Origin of the sequence: Marinobacter sp. EN3 (assembly GCF_000475315.1) — a bacterium.
Taxonomy (GTDB): Bacteria; Pseudomonadota; Gammaproteobacteria; order Pseudomonadales; family Oleiphilaceae; genus Marinobacter; species Marinobacter nauticus.
In genome coordinates this window covers 128,068-145,526 of sequence record NZ_AXCC01000052.1, presented here as the reverse complement: position 1 = coordinate 145,526, position 17,459 = coordinate 128,068, and the positions used below count along the sequence as shown (strand labels likewise).

General features: G+C 60.4%; 13 protein-coding genes. 6 read left to right on the top strand and 7 right to left on the bottom strand.

Going from position 1 to position 17,459, the window contains the following annotated elements; genetic code table 11:
• Nucleotides 1–37 precede the first annotated feature (37 nt).
• From Q675_RS33255 to Q675_RS33230, 6 genes are all read right to left on the bottom strand, one after another.
• A complete protein-coding gene (locus Q675_RS33255; RefSeq protein ID WP_023011766.1) occupies nucleotides 38–1,279 on the bottom strand; it encodes a heme biosynthesis HemY N-terminal domain-containing protein in 1,242 nt (413 codons plus the stop codon).
• A complete protein-coding gene (locus tag Q675_RS33250) occupies nucleotides 1,276–2,391 on the bottom strand; it encodes a uroporphyrinogen-III C-methyltransferase (protein ID WP_206769614.1) in 1,116 nt (371 codons plus the stop codon). Before Q675_RS33250 ends, Q675_RS33255 begins: the two co-directional genes overlap by 4 nt.
• Before the next feature lie 10 nt (nucleotides 2,392–2,401).
• On the bottom strand, nucleotides 2,402–3,214 hold the full coding sequence (locus Q675_RS33245; protein WP_023011764.1) for a uroporphyrinogen-III synthase: 813 nt from the start codon (nucleotides 3,212–3,214) through the stop codon (nucleotides 2,402–2,404).
• Complete coding sequence (gene hemC / locus Q675_RS33240) at nucleotides 3,195–4,136, bottom strand: hydroxymethylbilane synthase (RefSeq protein ID WP_011784032.1); 942 nt, start codon at nucleotides 4,134–4,136, stop codon at nucleotides 3,195–3,197. The genes Q675_RS33245 and hemC overlap by 20 nt, the downstream gene beginning before the upstream one ends.
• 85 nt (nucleotides 4,137–4,221) lie before the next feature.
• Nucleotides 4,222–4,980 carry a LytR/AlgR family response regulator transcription factor gene (locus Q675_RS33235; RefSeq protein WP_014420353.1) on the bottom strand — a complete coding sequence of 253 codons (759 nt, stop codon included), beginning with the start codon at nucleotides 4,978–4,980 and terminating at the stop codon, nucleotides 4,222–4,224.
• On the bottom strand, nucleotides 4,977–6,035 hold the full coding sequence (locus Q675_RS33230; protein WP_023008376.1) for a sensor histidine kinase: 1,059 nt from the start codon (nucleotides 6,033–6,035) through the stop codon (nucleotides 4,977–4,979). Before Q675_RS33230 ends, Q675_RS33235 begins: the two co-directional genes overlap by 4 nt.
• A gap of 119 nt (nucleotides 6,036–6,154) precedes the next feature.
• On the opposite strand from Q675_RS33230, the gene argH reads away from it, so the two are divergent.
• From argH to Q675_RS33215, 3 genes are all read left to right on the top strand, one after another.
• Complete coding sequence (argH, locus tag Q675_RS33225; RefSeq protein ID WP_023011763.1) at nucleotides 6,155–7,564, top strand: argininosuccinate lyase; 1,410 nt, start codon at nucleotides 6,155–6,157, stop codon at nucleotides 7,562–7,564.
• A gap of 144 nt (nucleotides 7,565–7,708) precedes the next feature.
• The gene (locus Q675_RS33220; protein ID WP_023011762.1) at nucleotides 7,709–9,811 is read left to right on the top strand and encodes a T6SS phospholipase effector Tle1-like catalytic domain-containing protein; all 2,103 of its coding nucleotides are present in this window, start codon (nucleotides 7,709–7,711) and stop codon (nucleotides 9,809–9,811) included.
• Entirely contained in the window at nucleotides 9,811–10,413 is a 603-nt protein-coding gene (locus tag Q675_RS33215) for a DUF2931 family protein (RefSeq protein WP_023008373.1), read from the top strand. The genes Q675_RS33220 and Q675_RS33215 overlap by 1 nt, the downstream gene beginning before the upstream one ends.
• Nucleotides 10,414–10,485: 72 nt before the next feature.
• Here Q675_RS33215 and Q675_RS33210 read toward each other — a convergent pair whose 3' ends face one another.
• On the bottom strand, nucleotides 10,486–12,930 hold the full coding sequence (locus Q675_RS33210) for an EAL domain-containing protein (RefSeq protein WP_023011761.1): 2,445 nt from the start codon (nucleotides 12,928–12,930) through the stop codon (nucleotides 10,486–10,488).
• 127 nt (nucleotides 12,931–13,057) lie between these two features.
• Here Q675_RS33210 and Q675_RS33205 point away from each other — a divergent pair, with 127 nt between their 5' ends.
• The 3 genes from Q675_RS33205 (at nucleotide 13,058) to lysA (ending at nucleotide 17,459) form a co-directional block, all read left to right on the top strand.
• Entirely contained in the window at nucleotides 13,058–15,907 is a 2,850-nt protein-coding gene (locus tag Q675_RS33205; protein WP_011784037.1) for a class I adenylate cyclase, read from the top strand.
• Between the two features lie 71 nt (nucleotides 15,908–15,978).
• On the top strand, nucleotides 15,979–16,173 hold the full coding sequence (gene lptM / locus Q675_RS0119350) for an LPS translocon maturation chaperone LptM (RefSeq protein WP_022992130.1): 195 nt from the start codon (nucleotides 15,979–15,981) through the stop codon (nucleotides 16,171–16,173).
• Between the two features lie 35 nt (nucleotides 16,174–16,208).
• Nucleotides 16,209–17,459: a diaminopimelate decarboxylase gene (lysA, locus tag Q675_RS33200; RefSeq protein ID WP_011784039.1), complete on the top strand. Its 1,251-nt coding sequence runs from the start codon at nucleotides 16,209–16,211 to the stop codon at nucleotides 17,457–17,459.

Genomic DNA, 17,459 nt, shown 5'->3' with positions numbered 1-17,459 from the left:
GCCCTTGTTGTTTGTCTGAATCAAAGACTGCGAAGTCTCAGGCCCGGGGCATGGGCAGGTCGGGCAGGCCATGGTCGGTTTCCAGCCCCTGCATCAGCAGCTTGATGCTGGCTTCTTCCTCGCCCATATGGGCATTCAGCCGGCTCAGCTCCGCGAGGGTTTCACGATTACGGCGTAATTTCAGACTGGTTTCAAAGTACTCCCGTGCTTTTCCCCACAGCTCATTACGCAGGCTGAGCCGGCCCAGTGCCAGCAACAGCTCGGGGTTGTTGGTGCGATGTTTCAGCCACTGTTCGGCAATCAATAGCTGTTCCTCCGGATCCTGACCCTGAATCCGGCCATACAGGTTGATCAGCTCGTCGCTCCAGTGGTTACGCAGTACCTTTCTCAGCAGCGTTTCTGCCTGGGCCTCATCACCCAGTCCCGCCAGCAGTCGGGCGTAGTCGCGGATGGTGTACTCATCCCGGCGCACAAAGCCCGGCAGTTCGTCCCACAGGCGAGTCAGCGGTTCCAGGCTGGCTTCGGGGTTTTCCTTGCGGCTGCGTTGGCATTCCTCGGCGGCCTGTTCCAGCAGGTTTTGCCAGACCTGACGTTCCAGCTCGTTCAGTTCGCTCTCTGGCACCACGCTGCGCTTGCGCAGTTCCGGAATAAGACGGGACAGCTCGCGCCAGTCCTCCAGACGCAGATAGGCGTTCTTCAGCAGCTTGAGGACAAACGGGTGATGTGGAGATTCCTTGCGTAGGCGCAGCAGGGTCGCCAAAGCCTGCTCGGGCCGGTTGCCGGCCAGTTGCAGCTGGGCCTGGGTCAACCCCACCGCCATGCTGGAGCCAGGTGTGCTTTCAAAGGCCTTGCGCAGCAGTTCATCGACCGCTTCATGGTCGCCGGACTCGAACGCGGCCTGGGCCGCCGCGAGATAGTTGATCAGGGGGGTATCGGCATGGCTGGCGGAGCTGGTCAGCAGTTTGCGGGCGCGGGGCCAGTTGCCTTCGGCCAGAGCCAGGAGGCCTCGTGTGGTCCGGCGCCGGGCCCGGCGCTCATTACCGCGGGCAATCCAACCAGCCATCACACCGGTGCCGTGGCGGAAGCGGCGCACCGTGTTGATGAGGGTGACGGTCAGCAGGATGATCACCAGAATCAGCCCCAACCCGACCCAGAAATTGGTTTCAATCAGGTAGTTGCCCAGGCTGATGCGGATATAGCCGAGATCGTAGGTCAACCCCAGGGAAAGCCCGGTGCCCACCAGAAGGGCAAGCAGCAGGATCAGCAATACGCGGATCATGACTCATCGCCCCCGTTGGCCGCCTTGCTGTCGGCATCGTTGTCGCCTGTGGCCAGGCGCCCCGCCAACCGCTCCTTCAGCAGGCTCAGGGACTGGCTGATATCCGGCAGTTCGGGGTCTACGTTGCGCTCGGCCAGTTCGTTCAGGGTCTCGTTGAGCCCGCGAATGGCCGGGTTGGTGCCGTCATACCAGTCGTTGATGGTGGTGATGGCCTTGTTCAGAGCGCGTTCATACAGTGGCTGATTGCCCCGCAAGACCGCCATTTCAGCTTCTTCCAGCATCAGTTGCAGGTTGAGACGGGCCCAGGCGCTCTGGTCCGGAGACAACAGGGGTTTTACCGGTTCGTCCATCCGGCGGATCACAACGACTTCCTTGAGGGTGCCCAGGAACCGGTTCCAGCCTCTGGTGAACATGTTGCTGCCGTCAGACGGCGCATTCTGGTCTTCGACCATGTCGAATCCCGGCGCCTGATCACTGATCAGGGCCTGGTCGGTGAGATCGTTGACGCTGGCGATGGCAGCCTCCAGTCTCAGGTATAGCCCGGTGCGGTCGACACCCTGAATGCCTCTCAAGGACTGGATTTCCCGTGCCAGTTGCTGGCGTACCGGATAAACCCCGATATCGTCGGATTCCCGCAACACCTCGTCGGCCGATTCCAGGGCGGACAGTGAACCGCGGATGTCTTTTTCAATCAGCAGGCGCTGGTTGGCAATACGCAGCAGATATTCGGCTTCCGCCAGCAGCCAGTCGGTGCGGGTGCGGTTGCCGGCTTCCAGCAATTCGCGGGCGGTGTGATCGATCTGGCGTTGCTGGGTGGCAATCAGCTCCCGCTGTTCCGCCACGCGGTTTTCCAGTGCCTGAAGCCGCTCGCTCTGTTCGCTGCCGCGGTTGCCGTAAAGGCTTTCCAGCTGGTTGGTATCCTGCCGGAGGTCCTGAACCACCTGCAGGGTGGCCTGGTGCTTCTGCCACTGTTGCCAGTTCCAGAGCCCAAGGGCAATCGCCAGAATCAGCGCGAGAACCGCCACAATCCACACTGGCCACAAGCGTGGGCGTTCTGGCCTGGCGGGTTGTACGGGAGCGGGGAGTTGTTTTGTTGTTTCAGTCACGGGCATCCTTACTTGGTTATCCGTTGTCACCGGCCTCCTGCGACAGGCAGGAAGCAACACTGATGACCAGGTCGTCATCGTTCAGGCTACCGGGCACCAGTGGCTTGCGGAAGCCCAGCGCGCGCGCCTGTTCCGCTACACGCTCCGCAGGTACTACGATTATGTCGGGCGTCAGAGCCAATTGGTATCTGTGGCCCAGCTCCACCAGATTGTTCAGGGTTTCGCCGGAAAGCGCAATCACCACCTCGGGGTGGAAGTCGGCAACCAGAGCCTTCACCTGTTTTGCAGAATAGTACGGCAGCACGCGCCGGTACAGGGGCAGGGTGGTAATCCGTGCGCCCCGTTGCGCCAGGGTCTCACGAATCAGTTCCCGGCCATGCTCGCCCCGAGCCAGCAGAACTTTCTCTCCGTCAACGCGCTGCAGTGATGGCAGCGCCAGCAACGCTTCGCTGGTCCAGCCTTCGGCGGGCATTCTCGGTTTCAGGCCATGTTCGCGAAAGACCGCGGCGGTGCCGGCGCCCACTCCGTACCATTGCAGGCCGGCGGGAAGTTGAGGCCACCAGTGGTCGATTTCCTCCATCAGCCGGCGGGCGGCATAGGGGCTGACCGCGATGATGTGGGAAAAGTTGTCCAACTGCTGCAGGATGCCGCGCTGCTCCGGGGTTTCCGGTAAAGGCTCGCGCGCCATCATCGGCATCACCCGGGCATCGGCACCGGCCTTGCGAAAGGCCTCGGCGAGGCGGCTGGCTTCGGGCTCGGGCCGGCAGATCAATACACGCCGGCCCTGGAGTTCAGACGGTTGCTGAAACTCAGCGCGGGGTGTGGCCATAGATTTCAGCCAGCACCTTGTCGGCCCCCATGGACAGCAGCTGTTCAGCCAGTTCACGGCCCAGGCGTTCACCTTCGGCGCGCGGGGCACGGCCTTCCACCCGGAAAATCTGGGTACCATCGACTGCGCCAACCAGGCCCCGCAGCCACAGGGTGTTATCGTCTTCCAGCAGGGCATAGGCGGCAATGGGCACCTGGCAACCGCCTTCAAGGCGACGGTTCAGCGCCCGCTCAGCGCTGACGCGGTCCCAGGTGTCGGTGTGATTGAGCGGGTCAATCAGCTCCAGAAGTTCCGTGTCACCGACCCGGCATTCGATGCCCAAAGCACCCTGGCCAACGGCTGGCAGGGAAAACGTGTCTGGCAGACAGTAACGGATACGGTCGTGGAAGCCGAGACGCTTCAGGCCGGAGCTGGCCAGTACAATGGCGTCGTATTCACCGGCATCGAGTTTCGCCAACCGGGTATTCACGTTGCCACGCAGTACCTTGATCTGAAGATCCGGGCGGTTGGCCCGCAGTTGGGCTTCCCGACGCAGGCTGGCGGTGCCTACTACCGCGCCCTCAGGCAGCTGGTCGATGTGTTCATACTGATTGCTGACGAAGGCATCGGTGGGGTCTTCACGCTCGCAAATGGCGACCAGCCCCAGGCCCTCGGGGAATTCCATGGGCACGTCTTTCATGGAATGCACGGCCAGATCGGCACGGCCGTCCAGCATGGCTTCTTCGAGTTCCTTCACGAACAGGCCCTTGCCGCCGATCTTGGCCAGGGGGACGTCCAGGATCTTGTCGCCCTGGGTCTTTATCTTGATCAGTTCAACGTCAACGTTGTCATGCAGCCTTTCCAGCTCGGCCTTGATGAATTCCGCCTGCCACAGCGCCAGTGCGCTGCTGCGGGTTGCAATGCGAAGGGTACGTTTGGACATGTCACTCACTGTCGTTCGGGAAAATGTGCCCCAAGGTTACCTTGTGGCAGAAAAAAAGTCCCGCGGTGAACCCCCGCCTACCCCCTCAGGGGGAGGGTTGGTGTTCGTGTAACCATTGGCGGACCGTACTGGCATGGCGGCGGCTGACCGGCAGCAGGGTGGCATTGCCTTTCAGTGCCAGCTGATTCTGGCCATCGGACGACCGCCGCAGCCCCTGGATAAAGCGCACGCCAACCAGTGTGTGTCGGTGGATGCGCAGAAGGTGATCCGGGTAAGCCTGCTCCAGTTCTTTCAGGGTGTAGTCGCACACTGTCTCGCCGTGGCTGTGGTGCAGGGTCACGTACTTCTGGTCGGCCTCACAGTAGTACAGATCTGCCAGGTCGATCAGTTCGGTACCTCGGTGCGTGCGCACCGCCAGTTGGTCGTTACCGGCATCGGTACTTTGCGCCAGGGCTTGCCTCTGTACCCGGTTCAGCTTGCCGGCCCGGGCCAGGGCATCGGCCAGCGCCTCACGCCGGACCGGTTTGAGCAGATAGGCGACGGCGCGAACCTCGAACGCCTGGATGGCATAGTGGTCATAGGCGGTGCAAAAAATCACTGCGGGCGGATTCTGGAGCTTGCTGAGCTGGTCGGCTGCCTCCATGCCATCCATGCCGGGCATGCGGATGTCCAGCAGCAGGATGTCCGGTTCCAGTTCGGCCACTTTGCGCAAGGTGTCGTTGCCATCCACCGCTTCGCCACAAACCCGGTAATCCGGCAGGGCTTCCAGCAGGCGCTGAATGCGCTGGCGGGCGAGAGGTTCGTCATCGGCAATCAGTACGCGTTTGCTGTCTTCGATATTCATGGCCTGTTTCGTGACTGACGGTTGCTGGTATTGATGCTGCGCCGGGGCAGGCGAAGAGTGACGGTGTAGGTATTGCCCTGGCGGCTGTGTTTGAGCACGGCCGGTTCGCCAAACAGTGCCTGTAGTCTGGCCTGGGTGTTACTCAGGGCGACCCGGTTGCCCTGATGCTGGCGTTCCGTAGATTCCGGCGCGGGATTCTGCACCAGAAGGTAGACAAAGTGATCCTTGGCCGATACTTCGACCCGGACGACACCGCCTTCCGGCCGCGGCTGAATGCCGTGATAGATGGCATTTTCCACCAGCGGCTGCAGTGTCAGGGGTGGTATTACCTGTTGCCCGAGCCCGGGTTGAATATCCCACTCCAGTTGCAGGCGTTCCCCCAGTCTCAGAGACTCAATCGCCAGGTAGCGCTGGCACAGTTCCAGCTCACGGTTCAGGGGAATGAGCTGGTCGTCGGTGCGCAGGCTGGCCCGGAACAGTTCCGACAGATCCAGCACAGCTTCTTCCGCCTGCTCCGGATTGGTGGCAATCAGGCTGGCAATGGTGTTCATGCTGTTAAACAGAAAGTGTGGCTGGATCCGGGCCTGCAAGGAGGTCAGCCGGGCCTGCATTTCCGCCTCACGCTGTTGCTGCCACTGGTGCTGAAGGTAAAAATAACGCAGCACCATCAGGACAATCAGCAGTGCCAGTAACAGCTTCTTGGCAATGCCCTGCCAGAGCGCCACGCCCGGCTGCGGGTGCAATACGCTGTCGGCAAACAGGCTGAACGCCAGTACGTCCAGCAAGACAATGGCGGCGATGGTCATCGTGGCGCGGCTGTTGCTCATGCGGGCCAGGCGGGGGCGCAACAGACAGATCAGTGCGGCGCTGGTGAGGGTGGTCCATTGCACGAACAGGGACAGCAGACCGAAGTAGTTCCAGTCGATCCAGCTGTTCTGTGCCTGCACGATGGCCAGCACCAGAACCAGCAGTTCGCTGGTAATCAACAGCATGAACACGGCCCGCACACGACACAGATCGGGCACGTAGAAGCTGTCGGTGTCCTTGTGGTTCATGCCTTTGTCGGGTTTCAGGGGAGTCTCCTTAACCGGGGCCGGAATGCTATACTGCCGCAACTTTTAACTTATCCATTGCCGGCATGATGATGCCGGGCTGTCAGCAGGAAAGATAGACCATGACGGATCAGAAAAAGTCTGACCAGACCACATCCTCCGAAAAACCCTGGGGTGGCCGCTTCAGCGAGCCTACCGATGCCTTTGTTGAACGCTTCACCGCCTCGGTGGGCTTCGACCAGCGCCTGTATCATCATGATATTACCGGCTCCATCGCCCATGCCACCATGTTGGCGAAGGTGGGTGTGCTGACGGACGCCGAGCGCGACCAGATCATCGACGGCCTGAAGGGCGTGAAGGAAGACATCGAAGCCGGGCGCTTCGAATGGTCCGTCAGCCTGGAAGATGTGCACATGAACATCGAAGCCCGGCTCACCGATCGCATCGGCATCACCGGCAAGAAACTGCATACCGGCCGCAGCCGGAATGATCAGGTCGCCACCGATATCCGCCTCTACCTGCGCGATGAAATCGACGTGATTGCCGAGGAACTGGAGCGCCTGCAGGCTGGCTTGCTGGACCTGGCCGAGCGCGAGGCAGACACCATTATGCCCGGCTTTACCCACCTGCAGACCGCCCAGCCGGTTACCTTTGGCCACCATTTGCTGGCCTGGTACGAAATGCTGGTGCGCGATGCCGATCGTCTGCAGGATTGCCGCAAGCGGGTGAACGTGATGCCTCTGGGGGCTGCTGCCCTGGCCGGCACCACTTACCCGATTGACCGCAATCTGACCGCCGAACTGCTGGGCTTTGACCGGCCCACTGAAAACAGCCTGGATTCGGTCTCCGACCGGGATTTCGCCATTGAATTCTGCAGTTTCGCCGCGCTGCTGATGACCCACCTGTCCCGGTTCAGTGAAGAGCTTGTGCTCTGGACCTCCGCCCAGTTCGATTTCATCGACCTGCCGGACCGGTTCTGCACCGGTTCCTCGATCATGCCCCAGAAGAAAAACCCGGATGTACCCGAGCTGGTGCGTGGCAAGACCGGCCGGGTAAACGGCCATCTGATCAGCCTGCTGACCCTGATGAAGAGCCAGCCGCTGGCCTACAACAAGGACAATCAGGAAGACAAAGAGCCGCTGTTCGACACGGTCGATACCATCAAGGGCTGCCTGAAGGCCTACGCCGACATGATCCCGGCCATCAGGGCCAAGGCCGACAACATGCGGGTAGCCGCCAAGCGGGGCTTCTCCACCGCCACGGATCTGGCTGATTACCTGGTCAAGAAAGGCGTGCCGTTCCGTGATGCCCATGAGATTGTCGGCAAGTCAGTTGCTTTCGGTGTCGCCGAAGGTCGTGACCTGTCAGATATGACGCTGGAGGAACTTCAACAGTTCTCCGATGTGATCGGCGAAGATGTGTTCGACGTGCTGACCCTGGAAGGTTCCGTGCAGGCCCGTGATCATCTGGGTGGAACTGCGCCAAACCAGGTACGTGCAGCGGTGGCCCGCGCTCGGAAAACTCTGGCATAGTCGATTGGCTGTCATGGGCGAGGCAGTTTAGAAAAAAAGTTTATGACAAAACCGTAAAGTGCGGTTTTGTCATAAATACACAATATCGGCTAGGATTGTCCGACTAACTTTACCTGCTTGCTACCGTCAACAAGGACGCTGACGATGAGCTTTGTGAAACTGGTCAGGCCTTCAGAATTGAAGGTCCTCGACATTCCCTTTGTTGAAACTCCTTTTTTTGCTGCCGACAGGGCCCGCCTCCTGGTTGAGCAGGACAACCATCTTCGTTCAAGCATGCAATCGCTGTTCAGGTATGGCTCTGGTGACCGACGGAACCTAGCGGAAACTGTCCATCGGGCGGTCAGAGACGGCGAGTTGATGTTGGTCTGTTCGGAGTGGAATAAGCCTTTCTCGCCGATGGTGACCTGGCGGCCAGACAACAGTCTGCCTGCCGGTGGCCAGTGGCGGATAGAGGGCAGTTGGCTGAACGTTCCATCTGAGATTGAGTGTGCAGTAGCAGAGCTGAACAACTGTGGCATTACCTGCGAGCAGTTGCGCCAATCCGAATCCTGGGGTGTCGGGTCGCTGGAAGTGAACATGTTCTCAATGAACTACCGGCAGCGTCAGCGCCGGGAGCGGGCGGCTCAAGGTAGCGTGGATGACCATCGGCTGAGCCTGCCCTTAGGGGCTTCCGCACTGGTGGCTCCCGTGTTGATGTCTGCAGCATCCGCAACCGAAGACGCTAAGGCAGACTCCTCTCAGGCACCCGCCCCAAAGATACACCTGGAAGTGGGCCTGTTTACCGATGGCACCATGAACAACGCCGCCAATACCCGGGCCTTCGTTGAGCAGCTGGAGCAGGAGTGCCTGATTCCCTACGAAAATAACACCATCGGCCGGGAAGAGTGTGAGCGGCGGATGGGTCTGATGTTGGGCGACAGTTACGCCAATGCGGCCAGCAATGTGGCGAAGCTGTGGGATTTGTACGTCGAAGACGAAAAAGAGGAGGAGGGTACCAGCACCTACCGGCGTAAAATTTATGCTCCTGGGGCTGGCACCAAGACTGGCGAGGATGATGTGATGTATAGCGCAGCCACCGGCATGGGGGAGGCCGGCGTTATCGCACAGGTGGACTATGCTTTCTCGCAACTGGCCTTGCGGGTGAAAGAAGTCTTGCAGAACCTGCCCGCCGACCGTCTGGACAAACCCATCGACAAACTTACGTTGGACCTGTTCGGCTTCAGCCGGGGCGCGGCGGCTGGCCGCCATACTGCACACGAGATAAATCAGGGGGAGAATGGTCTGCTGGCCCAGATGCTGGCTGACAGCGGTATCCTCTGGCCGAAGACGGTAGAAATTCGCTTCGTGGGGCTGTTCGACTCCGTGGCCGCCATCGTTAACCTCGCTGCTGGTGATGCGTTGGCCCATAACAACCGCAACCACCCGGTGGAGTTGTACCTGGATCCAGGCAAGGTGGGCCAGGCGGTGCACCTGACCGCGGCCCATGAGCACCGCAGGAACTTTGCCCTGAACAGTCTGCGAAGCCGCGACGGCAGCTTGCCGGCCAACTTCCGGGAAATTTCCCTGCCGGGTGTTCATTCCGATATTGGCGGTGGCTACGGCGACAGCCAGCGAGAGGACGTGCTGTTAAGCCTCAGGTTACAGGTGCCTCGCGACCGGCTGAGCAGGCCGGACCAAACCCTCCAATGGGATAACCTGGAGGCCAAGCGGCAACAGATAGAGACGGCAGGCTGGATTGGCCCATATAATCTGCCGGTACGGCAATCCGAGCAATTGCAGGCATGGCCGAAAGACCAGGGCCCGGAAGGGCCAGCCCGGCTGGACATTGTCACCCTGCGCCACGAGCACCCGGCCCAGGATGGCCGGGTAGAACTGGTGTTGCGGATGCTGCGCCAGGTGCGGGGGGAGTATTCACGGGTGCCTCTTCGGTTGATGCACCGATTGGCGGTAGAACAGGAAGTGCCACTGAGAGAAGTTGATCCCACTGATGAGACCGTGTTGATACAGGGTGAACTTGAACCCATCCTTCAACAAATTCTGGAACAGGTTGTACAAGGGAATGACGCCCCCTCACTGACCACGGAACATGAGAACTTGTTGCTCCAGCGCTATATCCATTACTCGGCGCACTACAACGCTATTGAGACCATGGTGGCGGGCTTGCCTGCGAAGTTGCAGGGGTTTCATCCCAATGCACCAGCACCTTCAGGCGAGCGCCTGGTGTATCCACAGACAGAGGGCGACTAATGATTCAGAAAATACTGGCCATGGGAGTCATGGCCATCGCCCTGTTGGGCAGCGGCTGTTCGGCGTGGTCGAAGGCGGACGACACTCTTTGGATGGTCAGGATAGCGGCGCCACAGCACTACGAAGTGTGGGTGACTGATATGTTCCTGGAGAAGTCGGGTGAGCGGAGCTGGCGCCAGCCGATAGGCACGGTGGGGTGCTGCTGGAAGGGGGCCCGTGGCCCAACCGGGCCTGGGGGCAGAGCTGACCCCTTTCCGGAACTGATTCTGGTCAAGTGGTTTTCCTACGCGGAGCAGAAATATTACACCAAGATCATTCAGGTGCCGGAAGACCTGCTGGACCGAATGCGGGAGCCGGCAACCTATGTTACGCAGGTTGATGTGCGCTCAGGCCCCCGGAACCTCCTGACCATTGGCCTGGCGCCCGGCGGTACCGTGGTGGTCTGGATTTCGAACCAGATTGGCAACGAGATCGAGGTGATGCGCATGCAGGCCACGGAGTTGCCGGGTGACCCTTCCCGGTTCACGGAACGCACAAAAGGCTATCTCGAAAGGAACGGCGATTACCTCAGGGAACACGGAATCCCGACGGAGGGCTGGTAAGCAGCCGCGGAAGCGGTTCTGAAGTGATCCAGTGTGAGGTCGGGGTAGAATGAAGCCTGCCCTCAACATAACTTAGCCGCCGATCCAGCCCGTACTCAGCTCAACCCCTACCGGCTTCAGCTCCGCCAGCGGTCGGGGCCTTGATAACCGGTAACCCTGGCCAAAATGGATGCCCAGGGTACGGACCTTTCTCAGGGTTTCGTCGCTCTCGATAAAGGTGGCAACGGTCTCCTTGCCTGCGGCTTCTGCAATACGATGCAGGGCATCCACCATTACTTGCTGAACCGGGTCATCCTCCAGATGATCCATCACCCGTCTATCCAGTTTGATGATATCCACCGGCAGCTGGGCGGCCAGGCTGTAGCTTTCCACGGAGGCACCAGCGCCCTCCAGAGCCACCCGGCAACCGATTCGATGCAGTGCATCGCAGAGCACGGCCACTTCGTCCGGATACTGGGTGGCATGGGCTTCCCGGATCTCCAGGCAGAAGCACTCCGCCCGGAACGGTGAGGGTGCCAGTAGCTGTTCCATGAAATCGGCAAAGGTGTCATCCAGTACCGAGGCCAGAGACAGGTTGAAGCCGCAGTATTTCAGCCTTGGTTCCAGCAGTCGGTGCTGCCCCAGCCAGTCCAGGGCCTGACGAATGACCTGACGGTCCAGCCGTTTGGCCAGGTCAAAGCGCTCGGCCAGGGGCAGGAACTGTCCGGGCAGGAGTGTGGTGTCGTCCGGTCCCTGACCGGGAATGCGACACAGTATTTCAATATGGTCGCCCCAGGTCACACTCGCCACCGGCTTCAGAGCCTGGAACTCAAGGATCAGTTGATGGTGGTCCAGGGCTTGGCGGAGCTGTTCCAGCTGCTTGTTTGTACCAGTATCGCCGGCGGCATCCGGCAGTGCATGGGCGGTGTGGATCCGGTTCCGGCCTGAAGTCTTGGCGGTATGGCACAGGTCCGCAGCCTGGGTGAGCAGCGTGTCGGCCCGTTCCGGCAACTCACTGTCCAGAATCAGCAGACCGCCGCTGGTAGTGGTCTGCAGGGTATGCCCCTGCCATTCAAACTGGAACTGGGCAATCTGTTCGCGGATTTCCTCGGCGATCTTTCGCGCTCTGGGTTCCGGGCAGTTCTCGATGAACAGCGCAAAGGTATCGCCGGCCAGTCGTGCCAGGGCATCGCGCTGTCGCACGCGCAGCCCGAGCATGGCGGCCAGTTCCCGCAGGTAGCGGTCGCAGGTGCCGCTGCCAGCGTCCTCGTTGAACTGTTCGAAGTTGTCCAGATCCAGAAACAGCAGCCCGTCGGTGCTCTGGCGTTTGTGGCGATGGCCCATGGCCCGTTCCAGGTGTTCGATGAAAGAACGGCGATTCATCAGTCCGGTGACCGGATCGTGTCGCATGCGGTAATCGCTGTTGCTGGTGTGCTGGATCCGGTTGCTGATATCGCGTGCGACATGAACGGCCCCGGTGACCTCACCCCGGTCTCCGCGGATGCTCTGGAAGTGAAATTCGTAAATCGGCAGTCCCTCTCCCTGGCGGTTCAGGGGCATTTCTGCCACAAAATGCTCACGGTCGAAGGCCCGTTGCCATAGCCGTTCGATCAGTCTCCGCTCATTTGGGAAGTCCTTCAAAAGGCTGCGCAGGTTGTCTCCGGTCTTTGGCGTCAGGTCAAAGGCGTGTTGAAACTGCTGGCACCAGGGGGTGTTGAAATGCAACAGCCTGAATTCGGTGTCGATGGCTACCACCAGATCAGAGGATGCGGCGGTCGTGGCTTGAAGAATCTGCTGAGCCTGTTGTTTTTCCAGATCGTGGACCATGGCCTCGCTGTGGTTGACCATCACGCCGCCGAGTTTTTGCACCCGGCCGCCGTTCTTCAGAGCACGACCGGCCAGAGTAACCCGTTGTGGCCGTTGCCGGCTGGTGAGAATGGTCAGGTCCATGCTGAACGGCTGGCCGGTGCGCATACAGCGCCTGAACATCGCTCGTACCCGGTTCTGGCCTGTCTGGCAGTAAAACAGCGCCTGTTCCGGTGTCAGCTCGCTGCCGGCTTTGAGTTCCAGCAGGCGGTACATACCTTCGGACCAGCTGATCTCGTTGCTGGGCATGTCCAGTTCCCAGAGACCAAAGCCGGCATTCTGTTCCGCCAGTCGTTGAATCCGGCTATCCATGGCATCGCTGTCTCTGAGGGTAATCGAGGCGGTAGCGGCCTGGTCTGAATCCCGGACCTCCATTCGCAGCCCGAGCAGGGCAGTAAAGAAAAAGCCATCCTTGTGGCGAAACGTCACCAGCACTGTCTGGCCATTGTCGAGCCGGTGTCGGTGGGCGGGGGCGAAGGGATCGTCCTGGCGGGAAGCCAGAATATGCTGGACTTTCTGCCCGGTCAGATCGCTGATGTCGTAGCCAAACATGGTTTCTGCATGGCGATCAGCCTGGATGATCCGGCCATCGTCATCCACCCGAAGCAGGGTGGGCCGGATAACGGGGCCCGTCGGATCGGGCCGGTAGCGTTGAATCAGAAACTCTTTCACAGCTCGGGTGCCTCGCTCGGGCTGGCAGCGTGTTCACTGCCTGTGCTTTTATTTTTTTACAGGTTTTGCCACGATTCATTCATCATACTGACTATCTTGCCGAAAATAACCTCTTGCCGGAGCTCTCTTGACCGTTCACGCCGCGCCCATAGTTCTCGATTTCGAGGATGGAATCGACCGAAAGACGCTCAGGCGCCTGCGGGACCGGTTTCTGCTGGTTAACCAGCAGCGCTGGCAGCGGGCGTGCTCGGCACTGACCTACCGGCAGCAGATGGTGCTGGAGTTGTTGCCGCTGGTTTTTCACCGTAACCATCCGGCCTTGCCTGGCTATCTGGATGGTAACTGCCCGGACGGCTTCAGTGGTTACACGCCCGGCCAGGAAGTGCTGGACGCCGCCCGCCGTTACGCCCGTAGCTTTCACTATCGTGACAAGGGCACTCGAAAGCCTGATCTGGACAGTCTGTTCCTGATGGGAAGCCCTGGCACCCTCGGCCACTCGGTGGCCAGTGATCTGGATGTCTGGCTCTGCCACCGTCAGGATTTGCCGGCGTCGGGCATTCGGTGCCTGGAGCGAAAAGCCGAAAAACTGTCGGAATGGGCCGGTGGCCTGGGGGTGGAGCTGCACGTGTTTGTGTTCTCTGCCGCCGATTGGCGGGCCGGGCGACAGCGCGTGGAAGTCACCGGGGAAAACTGCGGCAGCGCCCAGCATTTTCTGTTGCTGGATGAGTTCTACCGCACCAGCATTCACCTCGCCGGCCAATATCCGTTGTGGTGGCTGATCCCGGTAGACCGGGAGGCCGATTACGACCACTGCCGGCGACAGCTGGTGGAGTGTCGGTTTATCCAGGCCAGGGATTACATCGACTTTGGCGCGGTGCCGGACATTCCTCCCGCAGAACTGCCTGGCGCTGGCATCTGGCAGCTCTACAAAGGAATCGATGCGCCCTGGAAAGCCATCCTCAAGCTGCTGTTGATTGAATGTTACGCCACCGACCGGGAGCGACCACTGCTCTCGGCCAGCTTCAAGCAGGCGGTTCACAATGGTGTGATTAGCGCCGATGCCCTGGACCCCTACGTGCTTTTGTACCAGAGACTGGAGCAGTGGTTGCTGGCCCGTGACGGCGCAGATCGGCTGGAGCTGGTGCGCCGAAGCCTGTACCTGAAATCCGGCTTGCCGCTCAGCCGGGCGGGTATGGTAGGTGACCCCTGGCGGGTCGAGTTGTTGCGCAGCCTGGTTGAAGGCTGGGGCTGGTCATCGGAGGATCTGGGCAGGCTGGACGATCGTCAGCGCTGGTGTGCCGAGGAAGTGATGGGGTTACGCCGGCGGGTGGTTGCCGAGCTTACCCACAGTTACCGCTTGCTGGCCAGATTGGCCCGGGAACAGGATGCACAGGCGTCGATCAGCGCCAATGACATCAACCTGCTGGGCCGCAAGCTCTATGCCGCCTTCCAGCGCAAGGCCGGTAAGGTCGAGCTGATCAATCCTGGGCTGGTGCCCTCGCTGGCAGAAGAGAATCTGTCGTTTCACCATCGCAGTGAACAGGGGGCAGCCGGAGACGGCTGGTTGTTGTACCGGGATCTTGAAGATCCGTCCGACGCCTTCTGGCAGCCGGTTATTCGCCGCGCCGGCAACCTGGCTGAGTTGCTTGTCTGGTGTTACTGCAACGGGCTGCTCAGTCGCAGTACACGGTTGAATGTGCGAGCGGGCCAGAGCGTGGCGTCGGTCAGCGAGTTGAAGGAAATACTGGATGTGCTGGCTGGTTTCCTGCCGGTGCCTATGCCCCCGGCGCCCCGGCAGGCCCTGTCCCGTGCAGTACGGCCGTTACGCAACCTGTTGTTGCTGAATGTGGCGGTGGACCCACAGGCTCATCTGACCGAGCGGGGGCTGCATAAACTCAGCGCCCGCAACGACTCGCTCGGGTTCAGTGGGGCCCGGGACAACCTGGTGGTGACCATCGACCAGATTACCCTGAACAGCTGGCACGAAGTCAGTCTGCAGCATTACGCGGCTGGGGATACCCTGATCCAGTGTTTGAAGAATGTGCTCGCTCAGGTGGCGATCAACCCTGCGGAATTGCCGGATATCCGAGTGATGGCGCCCAGCCGGGGGCACGGACAGGCCATTGCCCGGCGTGTGAGTGAGTTGTTTGCCGATGTGCTCCGACAGTTTTTTGCAGGCGGCACCGGCCCCCATCCCTTGCGTTATATCATCGAGATGGATCAGCGTTATTTTCTGCTCCAGTTCAATGGGCAGGAGCCGGGGTTTGTTGCCCTGGATAGCCGCGCGGCATTGATGGATGCCTTGTTCCAGCCCCAGGACAGTTTTCTGCCGGTGGTGCCGGATCGCTATGCTTTGCAGGATGCTCCCCTATTGAAAGCGGTATGTGAAGCCTCCGAAGCCGGTAACATCCAGGTATTCTGGCAGCTGCAGGGAGACCAGGGCCAGCTCTGGGTGGTGGATGAGTATGGCAGTCTGTGGCATCGCCAGCTGAAGGCCCAGCAACGCCGTCATCTACTGGCACCGTTATTGCGATTTCTGGACAGTGTTATTGAGCGCCGGCAGTTGCGCCAGGCAGATAATCTGGAGCCGGTCGCCGGTATCCGGTGTTACGAACTGGTACGCAGGGATGGCCGATGGCTGGCCGATCCGCGGCCAGAACTGGTCGCCGGAATGCCCTTGTCCGGCCTCGAAGTGCAGGCGGTGGGCGTGCAACAGGGTGACAGCATTCTGCGCTTTGATCTGTATTGCAACGATCAGGAGTTTACCGTGCAGGAATATGGCGACCGGTTGATTCCGGCGGTGGCCCATTACATCCGCTCCCTGCGGCAGAGTCCGGACCCCTATCCGGTGTATCTGACTGACCTGCATCTGCCCCACGATCTCGATCCACAGCTGTATCAGCGCGATATCCAGACCAGCCAGTACCTGTTCTACCGGGCGCAGTTGGAAGATGCCCTAAACCAGCACCTGTCCTGAACATGTGAATCCTCGCGGTGCGGCCCGGGTGTCGGGTATACTTCGGCCATTATTCACTCAGGGGATTGGGTATGCAGCTTGGGCTTGTGCGCCGCCTGGCCGTCGCGCTCTCGGTGTTTGTGGTTTTGATGGTATCCGGTTGTGGCCAGAAAGGGCCGCTGTACCGGAACGCGCCGGTGCCCGACGCCGTACCATCGCAGACTGGTGACACCGAGGCAGCTGCGGAGGCGGGCGAAAATGCCGATGAGGACAATGAACAGCCCTGAGCCAGACCACCCGACCTTAAGCTTTCAGGAACAGCATGGATCACTTCAATTACCGTAACGGCGAACTCTACGCCGAAGACGTTGCCGTTGCCGATATCGCCGAGCGCTTTGGTACGCCAGCCTACATCTATTCCCGGGCGACGCTGGAGCGCCATTACCGTGCTTACGATGAGGCCCTGAAGAATCGCCCTCATCTGGTGTGTTATGCGGTCAAGGCGAACAGCAATCTGGCCGTGCTCAATGTGCTGGCTCGTCTGGGGGCCGGTTTTGACATAGTCTCGGCCGGAGAGCTTGAACGTGTGCTTCGTGCCGGCGGGGATGCCGGTAAAGTGGTTTTTTCCGGCGTTGGCAAGCAGGAATGGGAAATGAAGCGGGCCCTGGAGGCCGGCGTTCGCTGTTTCAATGTCGAATCCGACACCGAGCTTGATCGCCTGAACAAGGTGGCTGGCGAACTGGGAGTGAAAGCGCCCATTTCCCTGCGAGTGAATCCGGACGTGGATGCGGGCACTCATCCTTATATCTCGACCGGCCTGAAGGAAAACAAGTTCGGCATCGATATCGCCGAGGCGCCGGCAGTCTATGCCCGGGCGGCCAGCCTGCCCAACCTGGATATCCACGGGGTGGACTGCCACATCGGCTCACAGCTGACGTCTGTTTCGCCGTTCTTGGATGCCCTGGGCCGGGTGCTTTCTCTGATCGACACCCTGGCAGAGCAGGGCATCCGTATCCGCCATCTGGATATGGGGGGCGGTCTGGGTGTGACCTACAACCAGGAAACCCCGCCGCAACCGGCAGATTATGTGAAAGCCCTTAATGAACGCATGGGTGATCGGGAGCTCGAACTGGTGCTCGAGCCGGGCCGCTCCATTGCCGCGAATGCGGGCATTCTGGTGACCCGGGTGGAATTCCTGAAGTGCACCGAACACCGGAATTTCGCCATCATCGATGCGGCCATGAATGATCTGATCCGGCCGGCACTCTACAGTGCCTGGCAGGCCATTATTCCGGTTCAGCCCCATCAGGACAGTGAGGAAAGGCCCTGGGACCTGGTGGGCCCGGTGTGCGAAACCGGCGATTTCCTCGGCAAGGATCGCGCTCTGCGCCTGAAAGCCGGCGATTTGCTGGCGGTGCGCTCGGCTGGGGCCTACGGATTTGTTATGGCCTCTAACTACAACACCCGCAACCGGCCCCCGGAGTTGATGGTGGACGGAGATCAGGTGCATGTGGTTCGGCGCCGGGAGACTCTGGACGACCAACTGGCGCCGGAAAGTTGCCTGCCGGAATGA